At 73.1% G+C, this 22,931-nt stretch carries 18 protein-coding genes and 2 pseudogenes; 7 read left to right on the top strand and 13 right to left on the bottom strand.

What is annotated here, in order from left to right; all coding sequences use genetic code 11:
- On the top strand, positions 1 to 1,059 hold the full coding sequence (locus RV983_RS25785) for a PHP domain-containing protein (RefSeq protein WP_475988099.1): 1,059 nt from the start codon (positions 1 to 3) through the stop codon (positions 1,057 to 1,059).
- Here the strand turns inward: RV983_RS25785 and RV983_RS25780 are convergent.
- The 3 genes from RV983_RS25780 to ligD all read right to left on the bottom strand — a co-directional run bounded on the left by RV983_RS25780 (position 1,050) and on the right by ligD (position 4,503).
- Positions 1,050 to 2,600: a M48 family metallopeptidase gene (locus RV983_RS25780; RefSeq protein ID WP_475988098.1), complete on the bottom strand. Its 1,551-nt coding sequence runs from the start codon at positions 2,598 to 2,600 to the stop codon at positions 1,050 to 1,052. The two genes, RV983_RS25785 and RV983_RS25780, sit on opposite strands and share 10 nt — an antisense overlap.
- A 131-nt stretch (positions 2,601 to 2,731) precedes the next feature.
- The gene (locus tag RV983_RS25775; RefSeq protein WP_475988097.1) at positions 2,732 to 3,607 is read right to left on the bottom strand and encodes an ATP-dependent DNA ligase; all 876 of its coding nucleotides are present in this window, start codon (positions 3,605 to 3,607) and stop codon (positions 2,732 to 2,734) included.
- Positions 3,604 to 4,503, bottom strand: coding sequence for a non-homologous end-joining DNA ligase (ligD, locus tag RV983_RS25770; RefSeq protein WP_475988096.1), 900 nt, complete (start codon positions 4,501 to 4,503; stop codon positions 3,604 to 3,606). Before ligD ends, RV983_RS25775 begins: the two co-directional genes overlap by 4 nt.
- A 32-nt stretch (positions 4,504 to 4,535) precedes the next feature.
- Here ligD and ku point away from each other — a divergent pair, with 32 nt between their 5' ends.
- Positions 4,536 to 5,468, top strand: coding sequence for a non-homologous end joining protein Ku (ku, locus tag RV983_RS25765; RefSeq protein WP_475988095.1), 933 nt, complete (start codon positions 4,536 to 4,538; stop codon positions 5,466 to 5,468).
- A gap of 27 nt (positions 5,469 to 5,495) precedes the next feature.
- Here the strand turns inward: ku and RV983_RS25760 are convergent, their stop codons facing one another.
- Together RV983_RS25760 and RV983_RS25755 are read right to left on the bottom strand one after the other, a co-directional pair.
- Positions 5,496 to 8,846: an AfsR/SARP family transcriptional regulator gene (locus RV983_RS25760; protein WP_475988094.1), complete on the bottom strand. Its 3,351-nt coding sequence runs from the start codon at positions 8,844 to 8,846 to the stop codon at positions 5,496 to 5,498.
- A gap of 123 nt (positions 8,847 to 8,969) precedes the next feature.
- A complete protein-coding gene (locus RV983_RS25755) occupies positions 8,970 to 9,479 on the bottom strand; it encodes a hypothetical protein (protein WP_475988093.1) in 510 nt (169 codons plus the stop codon).
- Between the two features lie 930 nt (positions 9,480 to 10,409).
- On the opposite strand from RV983_RS25755, the gene RV983_RS25750 reads away from it, so the two are divergent.
- Positions 10,410 to 11,198: a site-2 protease family protein gene (locus tag RV983_RS25750; protein ID WP_475988092.1), complete on the top strand. Its 789-nt coding sequence runs from the start codon at positions 10,410 to 10,412 to the stop codon at positions 11,196 to 11,198.
- On the opposite strand, the gene RV983_RS25745 is transcribed toward RV983_RS25750, so the two are convergent.
- From RV983_RS25745 to RV983_RS25720, 6 genes and pseudogenes are all read right to left on the bottom strand, one after another.
- Positions 11,195 to 11,371 carry a hypothetical protein gene (locus RV983_RS25745; protein WP_475988091.1) on the bottom strand — a complete coding sequence of 59 codons (177 nt, stop codon included), beginning with the start codon at positions 11,369 to 11,371 and terminating at the stop codon, positions 11,195 to 11,197. The genes RV983_RS25750 and RV983_RS25745 overlap by 4 nt on opposite strands.
- Before the next feature lie 72 nt (positions 11,372 to 11,443).
- A complete protein-coding gene (gene npdG, locus RV983_RS25740) occupies positions 11,444 to 12,160 on the bottom strand; it encodes an NADPH-dependent F420 reductase (RefSeq protein ID WP_475988090.1) in 717 nt (238 codons plus the stop codon).
- A gap of 42 nt (positions 12,161 to 12,202) precedes the next feature.
- Entirely contained in the window at positions 12,203 to 13,045 is an 843-nt protein-coding gene (locus tag RV983_RS25735) for a carbohydrate ABC transporter permease (protein ID WP_475988089.1), read from the bottom strand.
- Positions 13,042 to 13,998 carry a carbohydrate ABC transporter permease gene (locus RV983_RS25730; RefSeq protein ID WP_475990457.1) on the bottom strand — a complete coding sequence of 319 codons (957 nt, stop codon included), beginning with the start codon at positions 13,996 to 13,998 and terminating at the stop codon, positions 13,042 to 13,044. The genes RV983_RS25735 and RV983_RS25730 overlap by 4 nt, the downstream gene beginning before the upstream one ends.
- A gap of 47 nt (positions 13,999 to 14,045) precedes the next feature.
- Positions 14,046 to 15,203: pseudogene (locus RV983_RS25725) on the bottom strand (ABC transporter substrate-binding protein); the annotation flags it as partial.
- 140 nt (positions 15,204 to 15,343) lie between these two features.
- A pseudogene (locus RV983_RS25720) lies at positions 15,344 to 16,493 on the bottom strand (sialidase family protein).
- Between the two features lie 125 nt (positions 16,494 to 16,618).
- Between RV983_RS25720 and RV983_RS25715 the strand changes: the two are divergent.
- From RV983_RS25715 to RV983_RS25700, 4 genes are all read left to right on the top strand, one after another.
- Positions 16,619 to 17,293: a FadR/GntR family transcriptional regulator gene (locus RV983_RS25715; protein ID WP_475988088.1), complete on the top strand. Its 675-nt coding sequence runs from the start codon at positions 16,619 to 16,621 to the stop codon at positions 17,291 to 17,293.
- A gap of 67 nt (positions 17,294 to 17,360) precedes the next feature.
- A complete protein-coding gene (locus RV983_RS25710; protein ID WP_475988087.1) occupies positions 17,361 to 17,954 on the top strand; it encodes a hypothetical protein in 594 nt (197 codons plus the stop codon).
- 11 nt (positions 17,955 to 17,965) lie between these two features.
- Positions 17,966 to 18,913, top strand: coding sequence for a dihydrodipicolinate synthase family protein (locus RV983_RS25705; RefSeq protein ID WP_475988086.1), 948 nt, complete (start codon positions 17,966 to 17,968; stop codon positions 18,911 to 18,913).
- A gap of 76 nt (positions 18,914 to 18,989) precedes the next feature.
- Positions 18,990 to 20,264: an MFS transporter gene (locus RV983_RS25700; RefSeq protein WP_475988085.1), complete on the top strand. Its 1,275-nt coding sequence runs from the start codon at positions 18,990 to 18,992 to the stop codon at positions 20,262 to 20,264.
- Between the two features lie 49 nt (positions 20,265 to 20,313).
- On the opposite strand, the gene RV983_RS25695 is transcribed toward RV983_RS25700, so the two are convergent.
- Both RV983_RS25695 and RV983_RS25690 read right to left on the bottom strand, forming a co-directional pair.
- Positions 20,314 to 21,963 carry a carbohydrate binding domain-containing protein gene (locus tag RV983_RS25695; protein WP_475990456.1) on the bottom strand — a complete coding sequence of 550 codons (1,650 nt, stop codon included), beginning with the start codon at positions 21,961 to 21,963 and terminating at the stop codon, positions 20,314 to 20,316.
- Positions 21,964 to 22,206: 243 nt separating this feature from the next.
- The gene (locus RV983_RS25690; RefSeq protein ID WP_475988084.1) at positions 22,207 to 22,845 is read right to left on the bottom strand and encodes a hypothetical protein; all 639 of its coding nucleotides are present in this window, start codon (positions 22,843 to 22,845) and stop codon (positions 22,207 to 22,209) included.
- Between the last annotated feature and the right edge of the window lie 86 nt (positions 22,846 to 22,931).

Genomic DNA, 22,931 nt, shown 5'->3' with positions numbered 1-22,931 from the left:
ATGGACCCCGTCGAGGCGCTGGACCGGATCGCCTTCCTGCTGGAGCGGGACGGCGCCCCGACCTACCGGGTACGGGCCTTCCGGGGCGCCGCCGCCGCGGTCACCGCGTTGCCGCCGGACGAGCTCCGGCGGCGCGCGGCCGTTTCCGGCGCCCTGGAGGAGATCAAGGGCCTGGGACCGAAGACCGCCGCCGTCGTCCGGGAGGCCCTGGACGGCGGCAGGCCCGCCTACCTCACCCGGCTGGAGGAGGGCGGCGGGACGGACGCCGTGCCCCGGCCCGAGGGGGACGCGGGGCAGCGGCTGCGGGCGGCGCTGCGCGGCGACTGCCACCTGCACTCCGACTGGTCCGACGGGGGCAGCCCGATCGAGACCATGGCCCGTACGGCGGCGGCGCTCGGCCACGAGTGGGCGGTGCTCACCGACCACTCCCCGCGGCTCACCGTCGCCCGCGGCCTGACCGCCGACCGGCTCCGCGCCCAACTGGCGGTCGTCGCCGAACTGAACGAACGCCTGCCCGCGCCCTTCCGGCTGCTGACCGGCATCGAGTGCGACATCCTCGCGGACGGATCGCTCGACCAGAGCGCGGAACTGCTGGACCAGCTGGACGTGGTGGTCGCCTCCGCCCACTCCAAGCTGCGGATGGAACGGGACGAGATGACCCGGCGCCTGGTCTCGGCCGTGAGCAATCCGCTGGTGGACGTGCTCGGCCACTGCACGGGCCGCCTGGTGCGCGGCAAGTCCCGCCCGGAGTCGGAGTTCGACGCGGACCTGGTCTTCGCCGCCTGCGAGCGCTTCGGCGTCGCGGTGGAGATCAACAGCCGCCCCGACCGCCTCGACCCGCCGCGCAGGCTCCTGCGCAAAGCGGTCGACACCGGCGTCCTGTTCTCCGTCGACAGCGACGCCCACGCCCCCGGCCAGCTCGACTGGCAGATCTTCGGCTGCGCCCGCGCCGAGGAGTGCGGCGTCCCGTCGGAACGCGTTGTCAACACATGGCATGCGGACGCCCTGCTCCACTGGACCCGCACCCGGCAGGTGCCGACCGGCACGGCTCAGGCCTGAGCCGGGGCCCGCTCGGCGGCGCGCCCGACGAGATCGCGCAGCGCGGTGGTGTCCGGCCCGGCGCCGTCCTGTGGATCGATGGCGGCGTCCACGGCGCGGTCCAGGGCGGCACGCAGGCCCTCGTCGAACTCCAGGTGCCTGCCGCGCTCCCAGTCCAGCTCCCAGCGGACCCGGCCGTCCTCGGCCAATGCCACGAGGGCAAGGGAGTACAACGCGTCGGCGGCATCGGCGCGGGCGCGGGCCCGCAGGGAGTCGTCGAGCAGCATGTGGCCCCCGTACCCGGGACGCGGCATGCAGTCGACGATCTCGGTCCACTTCGCCGCGTCGACGGCGTCCAGTACCGCCCCCAGGTCCGCCGGTCCTCGCAGGGCCGCACGGGCGGCCCGCAGCAACGGTACCGTCTCCGCGGCGAGTTCGGCCGAGCCCACCGCCACAGCCAGTTCCCGCCAGGGCAGTTGCCGCACTTCCGCCGCCCAGGGCAGCACCCGCACCGTCTGCGCGGAGGTACCGGCGGGATCCACGAGGAGGCCCATCGCCGCCTGCCGCGTCTCCTCGGGGCGCGCCCCCTCGTCGTCGGCGGGCAGCGCCTCGATCGCCGCGACCCGTTCGCGCATCGGAGGGTGCGAGTCGTAGGGCGAGGTCTTCTCCCGCGGCGGGTCGGCGAGCAGACGCCCCTCCTCCTCGCGCCAGGTGTCGCTGTCCAGGAACGCGGCGAACCCGGAGTGCACCTCCTCGACCGGTGGGAGCAGACCGAGCTCGATGCCGATGCCCGCGTACTCGCGCAGGTAGCGCAAGTACGCGGCGGAGACGAGAGGTATCCGGCGGAGAGCGGCGGCGGTGGTGTCGCGTCCGGCGATCCGCGCGGCGGCGCGATCCGCGGCGAGTTCCCCGAGGCGCGCTTCGGTCTGCGTCACCCGCAGGCAGAAGCGGGCGTAGCCGGCGAACAGCGAGCCCATCGCGTGGCCGATGCCGTTGCCGTCCCCGGCGTACCGATCGAGAACCCGCGTCAGACCGATGCGGTTGCGGGCGGACAGTCCCGACAGGAAAGTGTCGCGCCGGGCGAAGTGGCCGATCTCGTGGGCGATGACCGCGTCGAGTTGATGCTCCGTCAGGCCGACGAGGTACGGGATGCCGAGCACCATCCGCCGGCGTCCGGCCACCAGCCCGAGCAGCCAGGAGGACTGCCAGACCGCCGCTACCGGCTCCGCCACGAGCCAGAGCTCGACGGGGCCGGACGTGCCCGTCGCGGCGGCCACCTTGAGGACGCGCGCCCACAACTCCGGCTGCTCGTCCGCGCTCACGCACAGCCCGTCGGGCCGGTGGCGGTTCGTCCCGCGGACGGAGGCAACCAACCCCGAGACCAGTGGCGAGGCGAAGGCGACGCTGATGCCCACGAACACGAAGCTCACGTAACCCCCCTTGAGCGCCGCGTCGAAGAGGGCGACGTTCACGGCGACGATCACCGCGAGCAGGCCGAGGGCCATGACGTAGAAGCCGAGCAGGAGCCCGAGGAGGCGGACGGCATGGAAGAACGCGCGCATGACGGAAAGGGTCTCCTGGGGAGCGGGGACTCACGGGCGGCGACGGCCGAGTGGCGACGCGTCATCGTATGCGGGCACCGGCCACCGCTCAACGCCTTTCCACGCGGCGGTGCCGGGCCCCTTCCGCCAGGTCACCGCACGGGGCGCAGGCGCAGCACCGTGGTGAGGGCGTGGCGGCCGGCGCCCTGGAGGATCTCGACGGGAAGCGGCTGGGGCAGCGGGCGGTAGGGGGTGCCGTCGTCGAGGGTCGCGGTGGCAGGGGGCGCGGGGGTGAGGAGGGCGGCGAGCTGGGAACGGAGGGGCGCGTCGAGGGCGGCGGAGGCCAGCGGGCCGTCGCCGAGGTCCAGGACGAGGGCGCGCGGGGCGCGGGGGGTGCCGGTGAAACCGATGGCGACGGCGTCCTGCGGGACGGAGTGCCGGAGCTTGAGCCAGTCGCGGCGGCCGGGCCGGTAGCGCTGGGCGCGGCCCTTGACGACCAGGCCCTCGATGCCGGTGGCGGCCAGGGAGGCGTACCAGTTCAGCGCCTCGGCGCGGTCGGTGGTCATGGGGACGGGCTGCAGCGGCGGGCCGAGCGGGGTGAGGAGGGCGGTCAGGGCGGCACGGCGCTCGTCGTAGGGGCGGCCGCGCAGGTCGGTGCCGCCGGCCGCGAGGAGGTCGAAGGCCGCGTAGTTGGCGGGCGGTCCCGGCAGGCGCCTGCGAGTGCCGCCGAGGGCGCGCCGCTGGAGCGCGCCGAAGTCGATCCGCCCGTCGCGCCAGATGACGACCTCGCCGTCCACGACGGTGCCGGGCGGCAGCGCCCGCGCGGCTTCGGCGAGTTCGGGGAAGGTGTCGGTGACGATCCTTCCGGAACGGGTCTGAAGCCGTACCGGGCCGGTGAGGACGACCATCCGGTGGCCGTCGAACTTCGGCTCGTACGCGCAGCCGCCGGGCAGGGCGTCCGGCTCGGGGACGGTCTCCACACGCCGGGCGAGCATCACCACGACGGGCGGCGGCACAGGATCGGTCACGGCAGCCGCCCCTGGGCGGCGCCGTCGTCGAGGCCGGCCAGCAGGTCGCCGTGGCGGTCGACGCGGCCGAGTACGTCCTCGGGGCCGAAGACCAGGTCGCCCGGCGCGCGGCAGGCGGCGACCTCGTCCCAGGTGACGGGCGTGGCCACGCCGGGGCGGTCGCGCAGCCGCAGGGTGTAGGGGCAGGCGGTGGTCTTCGCGGAGGCGTTCTGCGACCAGTCGATGAAGATCTTGCCGGGGCGCAGGCTGCGGGTCATGGAGACCAGGACGAGGCCGGGGTGCTCGCCCTGCATCCGCCCGGCCAGCGCCTTGGCGTAGCCGCTGACCGCCCTCCCGGTCACGGGCTCCAGCGGCGCGTACAGGTGCAGGCCCTTGCTGCCGGAGGTAACGGGGAAGGCGGTGAGCCCGTCGTCGTCCATCATCTGGCGGAGCCGTTCGGCGACCCGGCAGCACAGGACGAGGTCGGCGCCCTCGCCCGGGTCGAGGTCGAGGACGAGCCGGTCGTGGCCGTCGCGTCCCGCGGCCGCCGTCCACTGCGGGACGTGCACCTCCCAGCCTCCGAGGTTGGCCATGGTGACCAGGGTGGCGGTGGAGTCGACGACGACGTGCGGCTCCTTCGGGTCGCCGGCGGTGGTCACCCAGGAGGGCGTGCCGGCGGGCGGCCGTTTGGCGAACCACGCCTGCCCGTGCGGCCCCTCCGGCGCCCGGACGAACGAGGCGAGGCGGCCGGTGGCGTGCGGCACCATCACCGCGGCGACCTGGGCGTAGTACCGCAGCAACTGCGCCTTGGTGTGGCCGGTCGCCGGGAAGACGACCTTGTCCAGGTGGGTGAGGACCACCTGACGGCCGTCCACCTCGGCCGCTTGCCGGTCGGGCGAGGCTGACGGGGCGGGCATAGTGTGGAAAGTCCCCGGAAAGGGACGAAAGTATGCGATCCATGTGGAAAGGTGCGATCGGCTTCGGGCTGGTCTCCATTCCCGTCAAGCTCTACGCGGCCACCGAGGAGCACGGCGTCTCCCTGCACCAGGTGCACGCCGAGGACGGCGGCCGCATCCGCATGAAGCGGTTCTGCGAGAAGGACGGCAAGGAGGTCCCCTACGCGGAGATCGCCAAGGGGTACGAGGACGAGAGCGGCCGGACTGCCGTGCTCAGTGACGAGGATTTGGCCGAGCTGCCGCTGCCCAGCCGCAAGCTCATCGACGTCCTCGCCTTCGTCGACACCGACGAGATCGACCCGCTGTCGCTGTCCCGCGCCTACTACGTGGGCGCCGAGGCCGCCGCGTCCAAGCCGTACGTCCTGCTGCGCGAGGCCCTGGCCACCAGCGGGAAGGCCGCCGTCACGAAGATCGCCCTCCGAACGCGCGAGTCGCTGGCGCTGCTCCGCGTCCACGAGGAGCTGCTGGTCCTGCACACCATGTACTGGCCCGACGAGGTCCGTGACGCCGGAGGACTGGCGCCGCCGGAGAACGTCGCCGTGCGGCCGCAGGAACTGAAGATGGCACAGAGCCTGATGGACACCCTTTCCGAGGACTTCGACCTGGAGTCCCTGCACGACGAGTACCAAAAGGCGCTGGACTCCGTGGTCGCCGCCCGCCTGGAGGGCGAACCGGTGCCCGAGACGGCCGAGGTGACCGCCGCCCCCGACAACGTGGTGGACCTGATGGCGGCGCTCCAGGCCAGCATCGACGCCCGTGGCGGCGAGAGGACCGGGACCGACGGGAAGGCCGCGACCACCGGGAAGACGGCCGCCGCGAAGAAGACGGCCGCCAAGAAGGCACCTGCGAAGAAGGCGGCGGCCAAGAAGACCACCGCGAAGAAGACCGCGGCCAAGAAGGCGCCGGCGCGGAAGAAGGCGGGCTGACACCGGCGGACGTCTCGCCGCGCGACGTCAAAGGGGTGCGCGCACCAGCACGATCGCCTCGGCGAAGGTGAGGGTTTCGCCCTCGCGGTAGGCCTCGGCGTACGCCTCCTCTCCCATCTGGACCCGCAGCCGGGCCGCGTCCTCGTCGAGGCTGTGGCGCTCCCACGGAGTGCAGGCGGTCTGCCGCAGGCCGTCGTGCGCGCCGAGCACCAGCGCGGCGCGGCGGGCCGGTTCCGCCGCGCCGTCGCCGTCCCGCAGTCCGGCGATGCCGGTGAAGAGCGTGACGGCGGGCGGGAAGAGCAGGACGCCCAGACGCGGCCCGATGACCGGGCTCAGCGGATGCGCGTCCATGTAGTCGACGGCCTGGCGGAGATGGGGCAGGCCGCCGTACGGGTCGCCGGACATGCCGATCAGCCAGCCGCGGATCGCGGCCAGCAGCCCGGAGATGAACGACGGCATCCCCCCCGGTGGATCGGCCTGCATGGCGTCGAGCAGTTCGAAGCCCTCGTCCAGGTCGCCGCGACGGGCGAGCATCGCGACGAGCAGCACCCTGCCGTAGTAGCTCGCGTCGTCGCCGACCGGACGGAAGCGCTGGGCGTCGGCGATCCCCTCCCGGACCAGCCGCTCGCCCTCCTCCTCCTGGCCGCTGTTGGCGAGGGCGTCGCCGAGGCGGACCGTCATCATCGGGACCTGCTGGTGGGCACCGAGTTTGATCGCGATGTCGATGGCCTCGCGGCAGCTCTCGGCGGCGCGGGCCCAGTCCCCCGCGTTGGCGGTCGACTCGGCCTCGGCCGCCAGCACCTCCACCAGGCCCCAGTCGTCGCCGGCCTCGCCGAACAGGGCCCGGGCCTCGCGGATGTCCTCCATGGACTGGGCGAGCCGGCCCTCCTCGTCGTTCATGACCTTGGCTCGCAACTGCAGCGCGAACGCCAGCTCCCACGTCCGGCCGAAGTGCCGGCAGCTGTCCACCGTGTCGTCGATCAGCCTCGGCATGAGGTCGAAGCGGCCGGTCAGCATGGCCCCCATCATGCGGAAGAGCCCGGGCCGCAGGCTGGACTGCGGCAGCTCCGGCGGGTAGGCCTCGATGAGCACCTCGCCGAGCGCGACGCACCGCGGGTCGTCCCAGACGTCGGTATCCTCCATGTGCGCGAACATCTGCGCGGTGCGCACCCAGCGCCGGGCCTCGGTGAGCAGCTGGGGCGTCATCGGCAGCGGGTCGTCCAGCGGGCCGCGGTCGAGGGGCGGCAGCCGGCGCGGTCCGGCGAAGGCGTCCACCGGGCTCATCTCCGCCACGACACCGGGCCAATAGCCCATCTCGCTGCGGTAGTTGCGCATCTCCCAGAACCAGCCGCAGGACAGCACCAGGCAGAGCGCCTCCTGCTCGTCGCCGGTGTCCACCGCCCGGCGGATGGCGGCCCGCAGATTCTCGTGCTCACGCTCCAGGCGTTCCAGCCACAGCAGTTGGCGCGCCCCGCGCAGTGCGGGGTCGGCGGTGCGGACGTACTCGCGGAAGTACGAGGTGTGGCGGCGCCCCACGGTCTCGCGCTCGCCGGCCTCCTCGAGGCGTTCCGCCGCGTACTCGCCGATGGTCTCCAGCGTGCGGTAGCGGGCGCCGTCCTCGCTGAGATCGGCCACCACGAGCGACTTGTCGACCAGCGAGGCCAGGACATGTGCGACATCGCGCGGGTCCACGGAGCCGTCGCCGCCCCCGCCGCACACCGCCTCGGCCGCGGCCAGGTCCCAGCCGCCGGCGAAGACGGCGAAGCGGCGCAGCACGGTCCGTTCGGCCTCGGTGAGCAGGTCCCAGCTCCAGTCCACCACGGCGCGCAGCGTCTGCTGGCGGGGCAGCACCGTACGGCTGCCCGCGGTGAGGATGCGGAAGCGGTCGTCGAGCCGGTCGACGAGCTGACGCGGCGCCATCATCCGCAGCCGGGCGGCCGCGAGCTCGATCGCCAGCGGCAGCCCGTCCAGCCGGCGGCACAGCTCCGCGCACGCCTCGGGGTCGTCGTCCGGGGTGAAGCCGGGGCGGGCCGCGGCGCCGCGGTCGGCCAGCAGCCGCAGCGCCGGCGGCTCGGGCAGCGGATCCAGCGGCCGGATCAACTCCCCCGGTACGCCGAGCGGTTCACGACTGGTGGCGAGCACCACCAGGTCCGGGCAGTCCGCGAGCAGCCGCTCGGTCAGCTCGGCGGCGGCGCCGATCACATGCTCGCAGTTGTCCAGGACGAGCAGCAGTCGGCGATCGGCGCAGTACTCGGTCAGCTGGAGCAGCGGGTCCTTGGCGACCGCGCCCTTCGCCTCGGCGGCGAGCGCGGCCTCGGTGGCCGAGCCCGGGTGCAGCAGGGTCTCGCGCAGACCGAGCGCGTTGACCACGGCGACGGCCACCGTGCGGGGGTCTTCGACGGGGGCGAGTTCGGCGAACCACACGCCGTCCGGCCAGTGGCCGGCGACCGCGTCCCCGGCCTCCTGCGACAGCCGGGTCTTGCCGGTGCCCCCGGGGCCGGTGATCGTCACCAGCCGGGCGGTGGACAGATCGGACGCCAGCGCCGTGAGGTCCGACTCGCGGCCGACGAAGCTGGTCAGCCGGGCACGCGCATTGCCCCGGCGCTGCGGCGGGAGCGGCGCGACGGCCGGAAGGGGGGCCGGAGCGGGGGCCGGCGTCGCCTGCACGAGCAGTTCGGCGTGGAGCGCGCGCAGTTCGGGCCCCGGGTCGGCACCGAGCGTGTCGGCGAGCTCCCGGCGCACGTGCTCGTACGCGACCAGGGCGTCCGCCGTCCGTCCCGCCTCGCGCAGCGCCCGCAGCCGAAGCGCCTGCACCGGCTCGTTGAGCGGATGGGCGGCAGCCAGCTCCACGATCTCCGGGAGCACCTGCTCGGCGCGGCCCAGGGCGATCTCGGCGGTGATCCGCAGACGGCGGGCGTCCAGCCGCAGCGCGTCGTAGCGGGAGGCGACGGAGACCCGGTCAGGAAGGTCGGCCAGCACGGGGCCGCGCCACAGCCCGAGCGCGCCGTCCAGCGCGCCGGCGGCCTTGGCGGCGTCGCCGTCGGCCAGCGCCCGGCCGCCGTCCTCCACCAGGCGCTCGAAACGGAACAGGTCCACGGCGTCAGGCGCCGCGTCCAGCCGGTAACCGCCGTCCGCGGAGAGGACCGCCCCGTGGCCGATCGCCCGGCGCAGCCGCGCCACCAGCGCCTGCAACGCCCCGGTCGCGTCGGCGGGCGGTTCGCCCTCCCACACCTCGTCGATCAGCGCCTCGGTCGTGCGCACCCGACCGGGGCGCAGCGCGAGCGCCGCCAGCACCGCCCTCAGCCGGGTCCCGGCCAGGGGCACGGCGGTGCCGTCGTCGCGGTGGGCCTGTGTCGTCCCGAGAATGCCGTAGCGCACGCCCCCATTGTGTCCGAGCGGTGCACTGCTCGGCCCCCGGGTTCTTTTTCCCGTCGTCCCGCCCTCCCCGACACATGTTTCACGGAGGCCGATACCGGGGCTTCCCGGTTACGGCGCGCCTGTTCACACGCCCCGGCACGCCTGCGAGCGGAAGACGTCGAGCGCGACGGTCGCGTAGCCGCCGTGGTCGCCGTTCCAGTAGCGCACCTGGCCGGGTTCGAGCCGCGCCAGTTGCTCCAGGGTGAAGTCCACGCTCTCGGCCGACACCGAGTTGTCGCGCGTCCAGCCGTACAGGCTGTAGGTGCGCCGCGGCTCCAGGGCCGCCAAGGGCTTGTCGGTATGCCAGCCCCGGCCGCCGGAGTCAAGCCGCCACATGGTGAATCCCTTGGCGGGCTTCCCGCGGGTCCACCGGCCGAGGTGGTCCGGATCGGCCTCCTCGGAATCCTCCGCGGCGTCGGCGTAGAGCGTCGCGCCGTCGATGCGGTCATGGCAGACGAGCATCACACCGAGCGGCTCTCCGTCTTCCGTCACCGCGATGCCCGTGACGCCCGCGACTGGCACGGTGCAGCCGGAGAGCGAGCCGAGCACGGCGACACCGAGTCCCGCCAGGACAACGAGCCGATTCCATCCCATCGCTCCCCCTTCGGCGGGCCACCAGGCCGCCCCCGCGGACCTGTCCCACCCCAGAGCAGCCTGCCCTGGCCGCGGGGCGGGCGACCCGGGGTGACGAAAGCGAGGCCGTACCGCAACGTGCCGCTTGCGCTGGCCGCCTGGGTTTTTTCCCCGCCCGCCCTCCCTCCCCCAACCTTCGGCCGGGGGTGCCCCCAGCCCTGTGAAGTCAGGTGCCCCGACGCAAGTTGTCTGGGGGCCGGGTTCGGGGTCTCCGGGGCTGGCCATTCTGGACAGCACATTTCGGTGCCTCAGGGCCTTTGCACTGCGCACCGGGGTGGCGCACCCAAATATGCTCCAGTGTCCAGAACACCCACCCCTACACCCCCGCCCCCTCCGTTGTGTTCGCGCCTGATCCCCAGTGGGGGTGTAGAGGCGGCACCGTGCCCGGGCCATCCGTTGAGACAGCGCACTCAGCGGGACGGGGCCTGGGGAAGTCCCGTGGGGCTCGCGGTCGGCTGCGCGCCCTGACAGCCGCCAGCGGGGGTGATCCAGGCAACCGCGTTACCCCGGACTGCCTCCAGACCCCCCACCGGGGATCAGGCGCGGACCCAACGGGAGGGGGCGGGGTCGTAGGGGTGGATGTTCTGGACGTTCGGCATATTTGTGTGCGGCATCCAGGGTGAACGATGGCGGGTGCTGGAAATGCACGTAAATATCCAGTCCAGGACGTGCAGCCCCGGAGGCCCCGGACCCGGCCCACCCCCACACGCGCGTCGGGGCGCCCAGACTTCACCGGGCACACGGGCGGGAGGGCGGGGAACCGCATCCCGGAACGTCTCGCGTTCGCGGAGCGTTATCGGCCCGTGGGTGTGCCCCGCCGCGGACGGATGACATGATCGGGCGGCCGGCACGACGACCGTCCCCGAACAGCCCTCCGCAGGAGCCCGCACGATGACCACCGCAGCAACCCGCAGTGAGCGGCAGATCAGCCCGATCTTCCTGGGGCTGGTCGCGATCATGGCCGTTTCCGGGTGGGCGGTGTGGACCGGGTTCTCCTCCAGCACCGGCTTCGCCGTCTTCCTGTTCGTCGTGTCCGCCTGGGTGGTCTCCCTGTGCCTGCACGAGTACGCGCACGCGCGTACCGCCCTGCACGGCGGCGACATCTCGATCGGCGCGAAGGGCTATCTGACCCTCAACCCGCTGAAGTACACGCACGCGCTGCTCAGCATCGTGCTGCCGCTGGTCTTCCTGATCCTCGGCGGCATCGGCCTGCCCGGTGGCGCGGTGTTCATCGAGCGCGGCCGGATCAGCGGCCGCTGGAAGCACAGCCTGATCTCGGCGGCGGGCCCGCTCACGAACGTGCTGTTCGCGATCGCGGCGATGCTGCCGTTCACCCTCCACCTCGTGGACCCGACGAACCCGGACCAGCTGGCGTTCGCCGCGGCCCTGGCGTTCCTGGCGATGCTCCAGGTGACCGCGGCGATCCTGAACCTGCTGCCGGTGCCGGGGCTGGACGGCTACGGGATCATCGAGCCCTGGCTGTCGTACAACGTGCGGCGCCAGATGGAGCCGTTCGCGTCCTTCGGCCTGCTGGCCGTCTTCGGTGTGCTGTGGATCCCCGAGGTGAACTCGGCGTTCTTCGGCTTCGTGTACGGCGTGACGCAGGCTTTCGGCGTGCCGGAGATCTATTCGGTCCTTGGCTCCCAGCTGTTCCGCTTCTGGGAGGGCGGCAACTTCTAGCCCGCGGCCTTCTCCAGCTTGGCCTTGCGCGCGTAGTACCAGCACATGTTGCTCGTCAGGCCGGTGATCGCGAGCCACAGGACGCCGAGCCAGCTGCCTTCGACGAAGGAGACGACGGCGGCGACCGCGGACAGCACGCACACGATGAGCGCGTAGAGGGCGAGGCGGGGCATGGGGGCGGCTCCTGTCGGGTCGATCACGAACCCGCCCATTGTCCCCCACGCCCTCGCGCCGCCCCACGGCGGTCAGACGTCGGTGAGGCGCACCCCGGCGTGGGCCTTGTAGCGGCGGTTGACCGAGATCAGGTTGGCCACCAGTGCCTCGACCTGGTGGGCGCCGCGCAGCCGGCCCGCGAAGACCCCGCGGACGCCGGGGATGCGCGCGGCCAGCGCCTGCACCAGGTCGGTGTCGGCGCGGGACTCGCCGAGCACCAGCACGTCGGTGTCGATCGTCTCGACCTCCGGGTCCTCCAGCGTCACCGCGGACAGGTGGTGGAAGGCGGCGGCGACCCGGGAGTCGGGAAGCAGCGCGGCGGCCTGCTCGGCGGCGCTGCCCTCCTCCGGCTTCAGGGCGAAGGCGCCCTTCTTGTCGAAGCCCAGCGGGTTGACGCAGTCGACGACGAGCTTCCCTGCGAGTTCCTCGCGCAGTGACTCCAGCGTCTTGGCGTGGCCCTCCCAGGGCACGGCGACGATGACGATGTCGCTGCGCCGGGCGGTCTCGGCGTTGTCCGCGCCCTGGACGCCGTGTCCCAGCTGCTCCGCGGTGGCCTGCGCCCGGTCGGCGGCACGGGAGCCGATGATCACCTGCTGGCCCGCCCTGGCGAGCCGGTAGGCCAGGCCGCGGCCCTGCGGACCGGTGCCGCCGAGGACGCCGACGACGAGGCCGGACACATCGGGCAGGTCCCACGGGTCCTTGGCGGGAGCCTTCGCGGCGGGGGTGTCATTGCCACTGTCAACAGTCATGTACGTGATCCTGCCAGCATCCGGCGTCCGGCGGCGCGCCGGTCAGGCTGTGACGGAGCCCTCGCTGAGGCCGCCGCGCCAGTGGCGCTGGAGCACCACCATGAGCAGCATCAGCGGCAGGACGGACAGCAGCGCGCCGCCGACCGTGTACTGGTAGAGCTCCGGCTGCCGGTCCGCGTAGCCCTGCCAGGAGGTGAGCCCGAGCGTCACCGGGTACAGGTCGCTGTCGGAGAGCATGACCAGCGGCAGGAAGAAGTTGTTCCAGATGTGGACGAATTGGAACAGGAAGACGGTGACCAGCGCCGGTGTCATCAGACGCAGCCCGAGGACGTGGAAGATCCGCCACTCCCCCGCCCCGTCGAGCCGGGCCGCCTCCAGCAGCGAGCGCGGGATGGCCGCCGTGGCGTAGATCCGGCACAGGTACACCCCGAACGGGCTGACCATGCCCGGGACGAGGACCGACCAGTAGGTGTTGGCGAAGCCGAGGTCGGTGAAGAGCAGGTACAGCGGCAGCGCGAGCGCCGTGGACGGCACGAGGACACCGGCGACGACGACGGTCAGCACCGCCTCGCGCCCCGCGAAGCGGTACTGCGCGAGGGCGTACCCCGCGGCGGCCGACAGCCAGGTCGCCCCGAGGGCGCCGACGCCCGCGTACAGCAGGCTGTTGCCGAACCAGCGGACGTACACGCCGCCGTCGTAGGTCAGCACCCGGCCCAGGTAGTCGATCGGGTGGGGGTGCGCGAACCAGAGGCCGAAGCTGCCGAAGAGGTCGGCGCTGGACTTGGTCGAGGAGACGGCGAGCCAGTAGACGGGGACGAGGAAGTAGACGGCGGCCAGCGCGAGCGCGGTCGCGGTCAGGACGCGGTGGCGGAGCGGGACGGTCATCGCAGCGCCCCGTCCCCGCCGCGGCGGCCGACCAGGCTGAGGAAGCCGAAGGACAGCGCGCACGCGACGAGCGCGAGCAGCACCGCCTCCGCGGCGGCCACGTGGTAGTCGTTGGCCGAGAACGCCTCGTTGTAGGCGTGCAGGTTGGGCGTGTAGCCGGAGTCGATGGCCGGGGAGAGCGGACGCAGCACGAGCGGCTCCGAGAACAGTTGCAGCGTGCCGATGATGCTGAAGACGGCGGTCAGCACGAGCGCCGGCCGGATCAGCGGCAGCTTGATGTGCCAGGCGATGCGTGCCGCGTTCGCGCCGTCGAGGCGGGCCGCCTCGTACAGTTCGGCGGGCACGGCCTTGAGCTGGGCGATCAGGACCAGCATGTTGTAGCCGGTGAACTGCCAGGTCACGATGTTGGCGATGGACCACAGCACGGTGCTTTGGGACAGGAAGTCGACCTGCCGGCCGGCCGAGTGCAGGATCTGCACCAAGGGGCTGATCCCGGGGACGTAGAGGAAGCCCCACAGGATCGACGCGATCACCCCGGGCACGCCGTAGGGCAGGAAGAACGCGGTGCGGAAGAAGCCGACGCCGCGGGCGGAGGCGCTGTCCAGGAGCAGCGCGAGTGCGGCGGCCAGCGCGAGCATGAGCGGCACCTGCACGACCCCGAACAGCAGCACGCGCCCGAAGCCCGCGAGGAAGGAGCCGTCGCGCAGCGCGTGCGCGTAGTTGGCGAGCCCCGCGAAGACGTCGTGCGAGCCGCCGAAGCCGAGCGGCCCGGTGCGCACGGTCCGCAGGAGGCTCTGCTGCACGGCGTATCCGATGGGAACGACGAAGCAGAGCAGGAACAGCGCGCAGAACGGCAGGAGGAACCCGGCCGCGGTGCGCGCCTCGCGGGAGCGGGTACGGGATCGGGTCCGGCGGCGGGTGGGGTCCTTGCGGTGCGGCCTGCCCCCGGACACCGGGGCGGAGCCGGGGGCAGCCGGCGGCACGACGTCCGCCCGCGCGGTCACGCGGCCTCCGCCTTCAGGCCCTTGTCGCGCAGGTCGGCGAGGGTGCGGGCCTGGAGTCCCGGCAGGGTGGCGGTGAGGGAGGTGCCGTCGCTGACGGCGCCGCTGAGGGCGTCGGTGAGCCGTTGGAAGAAGGTGTCCATGGTGGGGCCCCAGGTCCAGGAGCGGTCGACCGCGGCGCCGGAGGCGGCGACCACCGCGCCGTAGTCCTGGCCTCCGAAGTAGGCCGCGCGGGAGTTGAGTTCGGCCGGGGTGAAACCGGAGGTGGGGGCGGGGTAGCCGTAGCCGCCCCGGATGAGCAGGCGGACGCTGGCGGGGTCGCTGTTGAGCCACACCGCGAAGTCCAGCGCGGCCCGCGGGTTGCGGGTGCCGGAGAAGACGGCGGTGGTGGAGCCGCCCCAGTTCCCGGAGGACGGGGCGGCGGCGCCGGGGGTGTGCCACTGCGGCATCGGCCGGACCCGCCACTTGCCCGCGCCGCCGGGTGCGTTCCCGGTGAGCAGGGCGTCGCCCCAGCTGCCGCCGGTCCAGCTGACGAGGTCGCCGGACTGGAGGCCGGCGTACCAGGCGCTCTGCATCATGGGCTGCGTGGTGACCAGCCGGTCCCTGATGAGCCGGTCCCAGTAGCGGGTGACGCGGCGGGTGGGCTCGTCATCGACGGAGACCAGCCAGGTGTCGCCGCCGGCCCGGAACCAGCGGGCGCCGGCCTGCCAGGCCAGGGCGGTGAACCAGCCGGGGTTGGACGGCGAGAAGGCGGTGAGGTGCGCGCCGCGGCGGCGTACGACGCGTGCGGCCGCGGCGAAGTCGTCCCAGGTCGCGGGGGTCTCGATGTTCCAGCGGTCGAGCAGGTCCTGGCGCTGGAACAGCACCGTCGGGCCGGAGTCCTGCGGGATGGCGTAGAAGCCGCCCGCGTACACGCTCTGCTGCCACAGCCAGGCGGCGAACCGGGAGCGGTAGCGGTCGGCGCCGTGCCGGGCCAGGTCCACCAGGCCCTGGTCGAGCAGGAATCCGGGGACCATCTGGTACTCGACCTGCGCGAGGTCGGGCGGGCTGCCGGCCTTGAGCGCGGCGTGCATCTTGGCGTACTGGGCGCCGCCGCTCGCGGCCACCTTCTCCAGTTCGACGCGTACCCCGGGGTGCAGCCGGTTCCACAGCGCGACGTTGCGCTCGATCCCGGGCACCCAGGACCAGAAGGTGAGGGTCGTGCCCTGGCCCGCCGCTCCGGTGGAGGAGGCGCAGCCGGGCAGGGCGAGCGCCGCCGCCGTGCCGCCGGCCGCCGCCAGCACGCCGCGCCGGCCGATCAAGAGACCAGCTCCGCGAGGGGGACGCGGCGGAAGGTGATCGTCTCGTACGGGCCGAAGTCGCCGGTCTCGTACAGCAGTCCGACGGTGTCCTCGTCCAGCCGCACCAGGTCCGAGTAGGCGGCGGGGAGGCCGTCGACGGTGTGCGCGGTCCGCCAGGTGACGCCGCGGTCGTGGCTGGCCCGGATGGTCATCAGGGCGCGTGCGGTGGGATGCCCGGGGCCGGAGAGGAGCAGCATGTCGGGTGTGCCCAGGTGCAGGACGCTGCACTGCACGACGGGGACGACCAGGCCGGCCTGCGGGCGGAAGCGGCGTTCCAGGGTGGAGCCAGGGTGGAGCCGCTGCGGGAGTCGTGGAGCCGCCGTCGGCGGAGACGGCGTCCGCGCGATTGCCGGGGCTGCGGGAGTCGGTGCGGGTGTTGAAGTAGACGGTGCCGTCGGGGAGTTCCGCGGCGGTGGTCTCGTTGGGGTTGACGTAGTCGTCGGACGTGTCGTCGGCATAGCCGAGTTGCCAGGTCTCTCCGAGGTCGTCGCTGTACAGGCAGTGGCCGCCGTTGTAGCGGGGCTCGGCGCCGGTGTCGGGGCCCTCGGGCGGGCAGGTGTGGTTGCCGGCGACGACGATCCGCCCGGCGTGCCGGCCGGCGCGCAACTGGAGTGCGTGGCCGGGGGTGGTGGCGTACCAGCGCCATCCGGGGCGCTTGACGGCGGCTGTGATCTCGCGCGGCTCGGACCAGGTGACGCCGTCGTCGTCGCTGTACTGGACCCAGACCCGGCGGCCGTCCTCGTCGGTCACCTTGCCGCGGATGATGTCCCGTTCCTCGGCGGTCCCGGCGTTGCGCACGTGGACCAGCACGACGCGGCCCTCCGCGGTGACGACCGGGGCCGGGTTGCCCGCCGTGCCGGAGCCGTTGGACGTCACCACCCGCAGGTCGTCCCAGGTGCGGCCGCCGTCCTGCGACCGTCGCAGGACGAGGTCGATGCGCCCGGTGTCCGCCGCCGACGCGTGCCGGCCCTCGGCGAAGGCGAGCACGGTGCCCGCGCCCGTCACGACGACCGCGGGGATGCGGAAGCTCGCGTAGACGGCCACCGGGTCTTCCCCGGAGGTTCCCCCGGTACCGCCTCGGTAGGGGACGGATGTGAGGTATGACATCGGTGTTGCCTCCGATGCGCCCTTGCATGGCAGACGTAGGACGTCCCTTGTCGTCAAGGGACGGTAGACAGGACACTGACGGCACGTCAAGAAAGCACGACAGCACGTGGGAAAGGCGGCCACTTGTGACCAGAACCGCCGGCGGGGGCCGCGGCCCGACGCTTCAGGATCGCATCATCGAGCTCATCCACGAGCAGCGACTCGCCCCCGGCGCCACATTGCCCACCGAGCCCCAGCTGATGGATCTGCTGGGCGCCGGCCGCAACAGCGTCCGCGAGGCGGTGCGCGCGCTTCAGGCGCTCGGCATCGTCGAGATACGCCACGGCACCGGCACCTTCGTGGCCGACGCGCCGCTGCGGGTGCTGCTGCCCTCGCTCACCTTCCACATCCGCTCCCGGGTACGGGCGCTGGCCGATCTGGTGGCGGTGCGCGAACTGCTGGAGGCCGGGCTGATAGGCGAGGTGGCCGGCACCATACCGCCGGAGCGGCTCGACGAACTCGACGCGCTCGCCTCGCGGATGGTCACTGACCCGGACGCCGACCGCACCTTCCACGCCCTGTTGTACGCGACCTGCGACAACGAACTGGTGCTCCAGCTCATCGACCTGTTCTGGACCGTCTACCAGGACGTCGGCTCCGCCCTCGCGCCCGCCGACGACCCCGTCGAGCGCATCATCGCCAACCACCGCGCGGTGGTCGGCGCCCTGCGCACCGGTGACGCGGGCGCGGCGCGGGCGGCGATGCGCCGGCACTTCACCGACGTGCGGGCCAGGGTCGCGCGCGCCCTTCCCCCGCAATGACCCCCTTCGGGTGAGCCGGGCGGGAAGCCCCGCCCGGCGGCGGGGACATGCGCCAGGATGCCGTGGCATGGATGCCGCACGGGTCGAGGTCGTCCGTGAACTGCTGGCCGGCAGCGAGTGGCCGGAGCGGACCCGGACGTTCGCGGGGGCGCTGCGCGGCGCGGTCCGCCGCGGGTCCCCCGGCGGGCTGCTGCTGGTGGGCGGCGGCGGGTACGAGCCGTGGCACATGGCCGCCCATCTGGACGACGAAGCCGCCTGGAGCGGGCTGCCCGAGCTCTCCCCCACCCTGGTGCGGCAGCGCGTGCCGCCGGGCGCGCCCGCCCATCTCGCGGTCGGCACGGGCCGGCTGGAGGCCGCGCGGCGCGGCGAGACGGTGCTGGTCGTCACGCCCGAGCGGGCGGAGGCGGCGCTGCTGGAACGCGTGGACGGCGCCCGGCGGGCCGGGGCGAAGGTGCTGGCGATGGACGCGGGCGACGGGGAGCTCGCGGGCCTCGCCCATGAGGCGCTGTCCGTGCCGCCGGAGCCCGGCGAGGTCGGGCTGGAGCTGCTGCAGCACCTGGTCAGTGCCGCCGCGGGCCGGCGGGTCCGGCTGCGGGACCGGCTGCCGCGGCTCGCGCGGCTCGCCGAGCAGTTCGTGTCACCGCCGCCGGCAAGCTGGTAGAAGTGGGCGTTATGACCGATATGCACGCCCCCTTGTGTGGCGTCGTACCTCCTCTGTGCACTCCCCTCACACCCGCGGGCGACGTGGACACCGACGGGCTGCGCGCCCTGGTCGGCCATGTGTTGTCGGCGGGCGTCCACGGCGTCTTCGCGCTCGGGTCGAGCGGTGAGACGGCCTATCTGTCCGACGCGCAACGCCGGATCGCGCTCACCACCGTCGTCGAGGCGGTCGGCGGGCGCGTCCCCGTGCTCGCCGGGGTCGTCGACATGACCACCGCCCGGGTGCTGGACCACGTCCGCGCGGCCGTCGCGGCGGGCGCGGACGCGCTGGTGGCGACCGCGCCCTTCTACACCACCACGCACCCGGTCGAGATCGCCGACCACTTCCGCCGGGTGCGCGACGGCGCGGACGGCCTGCCGCTGTTCGCCTACGACATCCCCTCGGCCGTGCACACCAAGCTGCCCGCGGCCACGGTGCTGGCGCTGGCGGAGAACGGCACGCTGGCCGGCCTCAAGGACAGCAGCGGCGCCGACGGCGGCATGCGCCGGCTGCTCGTCGAGCTCCGACGGCGTGGTCTGTCCGGCTCCTTCTCGCTGCTCACCGGCTCCGAACTCACCGTCGACGCCGCCCTGCTGGCCGGGGCCCACGGTGTGGTGCCCGGACTCGGCAACGTCGACCCGCACGGCTATGTGCGGCTCTACGAGCACGCGATGGCCGGGCGCTGGCGGGAGGCCGCCGCCGAGCAGGACCGGCTCGCCGCGCTCTTCTCGATCGTCGACATCGGTGCCGCGGCCGCCCCGATGAGCGGCAGCGCCTCGGCGCTCGGCGCCTTCAAGGCGGCGCTGCACCTGCGGGGCGTCATTCCCTGCCCTGCCACCGCGGCGCCGCAGGTGCCGCTGGACGACACCGCGGTGAAGGCCATCCGCGAACGCCTCGAGGCGGCAGGCCTCCTGGCGTGACCCCCTCTCGCGAGCGGGCGCCGGGGCCGCGGAAAATGCGTTGCGCCCCCGGCGGCCGCCCGCGAAACATGCGGGAGTGCGCAATCTCCTCCCCGACCTCGCGCCCTGGCGCAGCTCCCGCGACTTCCGCCTCATGTGGTGCGCCGGGCTGATCACGAGCTTCGGCAGCTTCCTGACGTTCGTGGCCCTCCCGGTCCAGATCAAGACCCTCACCGGCTCGACGCTCGCGGTCGGCGCCCTGGGAGCGGTGGAGCTGGTCCCGCTGGTGGTGTTCGGGCTCTACGGGGGCGCCCTGGCCGACGCGCTCGACCGGCGGAAGCTGATCTTGTGGACGGAGGCGGCGCTCGGCCTGATGTCGGCCCTGCTGCTGGCCAACACCCTGCTCCCGCGTCCGCTGCTGTGGCCGCTGTACGTGGTGGCGGCGCTGACGAGTGCGCTCGGGGGCCTGCAGCGCCCCGCGCTGGACGCGATCGTGCCCCGCATCGTGCCCCACGACCAGCTCACCGCGGCGGCCTCGCTGAACGCGCTGCGCTGGCAGCTCGGCGCCATCGCGGCCCCCGCGCTGGCGGGCGTGCTGATCGCCTACGCGGGCCTGCGCTGGGCGTACGCCATCGACGCCCTGACCTTCGTGGTGTCGCTGCTGCTGGGCCTGGGCCTGCGGCCCTCCCCGCCCTCGCACGACGCGGAGCGCCCGTCGCTGCGCTCGATCGGCGAGGGCGCGCGCTACGCGTGGAGCCGCAAGGAACTGCTGGGCACCTACGTGGTGGACATCGCGGCGATGGGCCTGGCGTTCCCGATCGCCGTGTTCCCCTTCATGGCGGACGATCTCCACGCCCCGTGGTCGCTGGGCCTGATGTACGCGGCACTGCCGGCCGGGGCGATGCTGATGAGCCTGACGAGCGGCTGGTCCACCCGGGTGCACCGGCACGGCGTGGCGATCGTCCTGGCCGCGGCGGGCTTCGGGCTGTGCATGACGGCCGCCGGGCTGACCCGCAACGTGTGGCTGGTGCTGCTCTTCCTCACGCTGGCGGGCGCGCTGGACATGATCAGCGGGGTGTTCCGCTCCACGATCTGGAACCAGACCATCCCGGACGCCCTGCGCGGCCGGCTCGCGGGCATCGAGTTGCTGTCGTTCATGACCGGCCCGCAGCTGGGCCAGGTGCGGGCCGGTGGCACGGCGGCGGTGCTGGGGCTGCGGACCTCGGTGTGGACCGGCGGCCTGGCGTGCGTGGCGGCGGTGGGGACGCTGGCGGTGTGCCTGCCGACGCTGATGGCCTACGACGCGCGGACCAACGAGCACGCGGTGGGCATGCGGACGGCGGCGGGGGACGTGGTGTCCCCCGCCGCCTGACCCGTGGGGCGGTCGGTGGGCCCGGCCGGAACACCGGCCGGGCCGTCGGTCAGCCGGTGAACCCGGCGGTGATGGAGGTGAACTGCCAGGTGCTCTGGTTGATGCCGGAGCAGTTGCTCACCACTCCGCCGCCGGCGCACGGCCGGTCGCGGTTGACGGCCCAGTAGGCGAGCCGTGCGATGTGGTGGGAGTTGGCCCAGTCACGGATCTGGGTCCAGATCGCCGGGGTGGTGGTCTCCTGCTGGTCGCTGAGACCGTTCATGCCGGAGATGCCGATGTGGGCGTAGGCGGTGGCGTCGTCCCAGCCGAAGGTGGACTTCAGCTTGGTCTTCAGGCCCTCGGTGGCGTTCACGGTGTTGCCGTACATGTCGGCGCCGCCGCCGAAGTCGAACGGCATGATCGTGAAGACGTCGATGTTGGCGCCGAGCGCGTTGGCCCGCTCGATGAGGCGGCCGCCCCAGTAGGTCGGTCCTGTCGTCGACGTGCCGAAGGTGAGGATCGTCCGGATGCCGGGGTTGTTCTGCTTGACGATCTTCAGCGCGTTCAGGATGCGGTCCTGGACGACCTCGGACTCGAACTCGTCGGTGTTCTCGATGTCGACGTCGATCGCCTTGAGGCCGTAGGCGTTGATCACCTGCTGGTAGGCACCGGCCAGGGCCTCGGGGGTGGAGCAGTTGGGGCCGAGCTTGTTGCCCTGCCAGCCGCCGATGGACGGGACGATGTCGCCGCCGGCCGCGCGGATGGAGTTGATGGTCGACTGGTCGACGCCGCCGGTCAGCGGACGGGAGCCGTCCCAGGCGGGGTTGCAGCCGCCGGAGGAGAGGATGAACGCCATCGTGAACCACTTGACGCCGGTGGCGCTCATCACGCTGGTCGCGCTCGGCGGGTCGCCCCAGCCGAGGAAGAGGTAGGGCGCGGCCTGCTTGAAGCCGGTGCCACCGCCGCCGCCGGCGCTGGTGGTGACGCTCACCGCGTTGGAGGCCGCCGAGGTGTTGCCCGCGGCGTCACGCGCCTTGACGGTGAAGGTGTAGGCGGTGCTCGCGGCCAGGCCGCTGACGGTGGCGGAGGTGCCGGTCACCGTGGTGGCCAGGGTGCTGCCGCGGTAGACGTCGTAGCTCGTGACGCCGACGTTGTCGGAGGAGGCGTTCCAGGACAGCGAGACGCTGGAGGACGTCTTGCCCGTGGAGGTCAGGCCGCTGGGCGCGGTGGGCGCCTGCGTGTCCCCGCCGTTGCCGCCGCCCGGCCCGTCGAGGCTGATGTCGTCGGCGTTGTACGTCCCCTGGGCGTACCAGCCGTGGACGTACAGCTGCACGCTGGTCTGCGAGGCCCCTGTGGTGAAGGGGACCGTCAGCTGGGTGTACGAGGCGGCGGACGGCGTCCAGGTGGAGGCGCCGCCGGTGACACCGAGGTAGACGTACGCGCCGCGGACCCAGCCGGTGAGCGAGTAGGCGGTGTTGGGCTGGACCGAGACGGTCTGGGTGCACTGGGCGGTGTCGCTGCTGCTGACGGCTCCGGCCAGTGCCTTGGTGCCGCTGTGCACCGGGCTGCCGACGACCGAGCCGCCCGAGCAGGACCAGCCGGACAGACTGCCGCTCTCGAAACCGGGGTTGCTGACGAGGTTGGCCGCCTGCGCGGTGCCGGGCAGGGCGATCAGGGTGCCGGCGGCGGCCAGGAAGGCGGCGGTGACGACGGACAGGATGCGGGATCTGCGCGATCCGGTCCGCGGGACTTGACGACGGAAGAGCACGTGACCTCCCAGTGGGGGGCGGGGGGTTCAGACGGTGCCGGGCAAGTGGTCTGGACCGATGGTCTGGACCTATCACGCCGGATTGAAGCCGAATGTCGTGCCCTCGTCAAGAGGTACGGGCCACCGCCGCTTCCTGGATCGGCGGTGGCCCGGAGGGCCGGGCGGCCGGCGCGGACGGGCGCGGGCCGGCCGGGATCAGCGGACGCGCTCGATACGCGCCTTGCGGATGAGGAACTTGCCCGGCTCGCGGACCTGCTCGAAGGCCGCGTTGTTGAGCAGCGCGCAGCTCCCGGAGGTCGACGTCACGGCGACCGTCGTCGACTTGCCGTTGTCCAGGTTCGTCACCTTGAGCCTGGTGCCCAGCGGGAACTGATTGCTGGACGCGGCCGGGGCGCCCGCCTCGCCGGACAGCGTCACCGTCGAACCCGGGCAGACGACCTGACCGGTCACCGCGCCCGCGGGCGGCGCGGCGGGCGGCTGCGCCTGGCCCTGCCCCTGGCTCTGCCCCTGGTTCGCGGGCGCGGCGGGCGCAGCCGGGGCCGCGGCCGCGGGAGCCCCGGGGGCCGCACCGCAACCCGAGGCCCGGCGCTGCACGTTGATCTGCTGGATGACCGCCTCACGGTTGGCGATACGGGCCGCCGACTGCGCGTCGGGGTTCGCCCGCTGCCCCGCGATGAAGGCCTGGTTGTTGCGTATCGCCTGGTCGAGGCCGTCGCACACCACGGAGGCGTGACCGCTGGCCATGGTCGCCACGGCGAAGCCGCCTGCCAGCGTCGCCGCGCCCGTCATCAGCGCGATCTTCTGCTTGGTCCCGAGCCTGCGCTTCCTGGACATGGGGCCCCTTTTCTCCAGTTTCCTCCGGCTTCGTCCGACCTGCCGTGGTCGGATCCGGTCCGCATGCCCTGTGAAACGGAGCGCCC

The sequence above is a fragment of the Streptomyces sp. RLA123 genome (genome assembly GCF_056270165.1).
Note: the sequence above shows the minus strand (reverse complement) of the source record. Positions and strands in the feature narration are given on the sequence as shown.

What these genes read in the sequence shown, in the direction of transcription:
- RV983_RS25785 (WP_475988099.1), top strand. Translation starts at nt 1, where the DNA reads ATGGACCCCGTCGAGGCGCTGGACCGGATCGCCTTCCTGCTGGAGCGG.
- RV983_RS25780 (WP_475988098.1), bottom strand. Translation starts at nt 2,600, where the DNA reads ATGCGCGCGTTCTTCCATGCCGTCCGCCTCCTCGGGCTCCTGCTCGGC.
- ligD (WP_475988096.1), bottom strand. Translation starts at nt 4,503, where the DNA reads ATGCCCGCCCCGTCAGCCTCGCCCGACCGGCAAGCGGCCGAGGTGGAC.
- ku (WP_475988095.1), top strand. Translation starts at nt 4,536, where the DNA reads ATGCGATCCATGTGGAAAGGTGCGATCGGCTTCGGGCTGGTCTCCATT.
- RV983_RS25755 (WP_475988093.1), bottom strand. Translation starts at nt 9,479, where the DNA reads ATGGGATGGAATCGGCTCGTTGTCCTGGCGGGACTCGGTGTCGCCGTG.
- RV983_RS25750 (WP_475988092.1), top strand. Translation starts at nt 10,410, where the DNA reads ATGACCACCGCAGCAACCCGCAGTGAGCGGCAGATCAGCCCGATCTTC.
- RV983_RS25745 (WP_475988091.1), bottom strand. Translation starts at nt 11,371, where the DNA reads ATGCCCCGCCTCGCCCTCTACGCGCTCATCGTGTGCGTGCTGTCCGCG.
- npdG (WP_475988090.1), bottom strand. Translation starts at nt 12,160, where the DNA reads ATGACTGTTGACAGTGGCAATGACACCCCCGCCGCGAAGGCTCCCGCC.
- RV983_RS25735 (WP_475988089.1), bottom strand. Translation starts at nt 13,045, where the DNA reads ATGACCGTCCCGCTCCGCCACCGCGTCCTGACCGCGACCGCGCTCGCG.
- RV983_RS25710 (WP_475988087.1), top strand. Translation starts at nt 17,361, where the DNA reads ATGGATGCCGCACGGGTCGAGGTCGTCCGTGAACTGCTGGCCGGCAGC.
- RV983_RS25705 (WP_475988086.1), top strand. Translation starts at nt 17,966, where the DNA reads ATGACCGATATGCACGCCCCCTTGTGTGGCGTCGTACCTCCTCTGTGC.
- RV983_RS25690 (WP_475988084.1), bottom strand. Translation starts at nt 22,845, where the DNA reads ATGTCCAGGAAGCGCAGGCTCGGGACCAAGCAGAAGATCGCGCTGATG.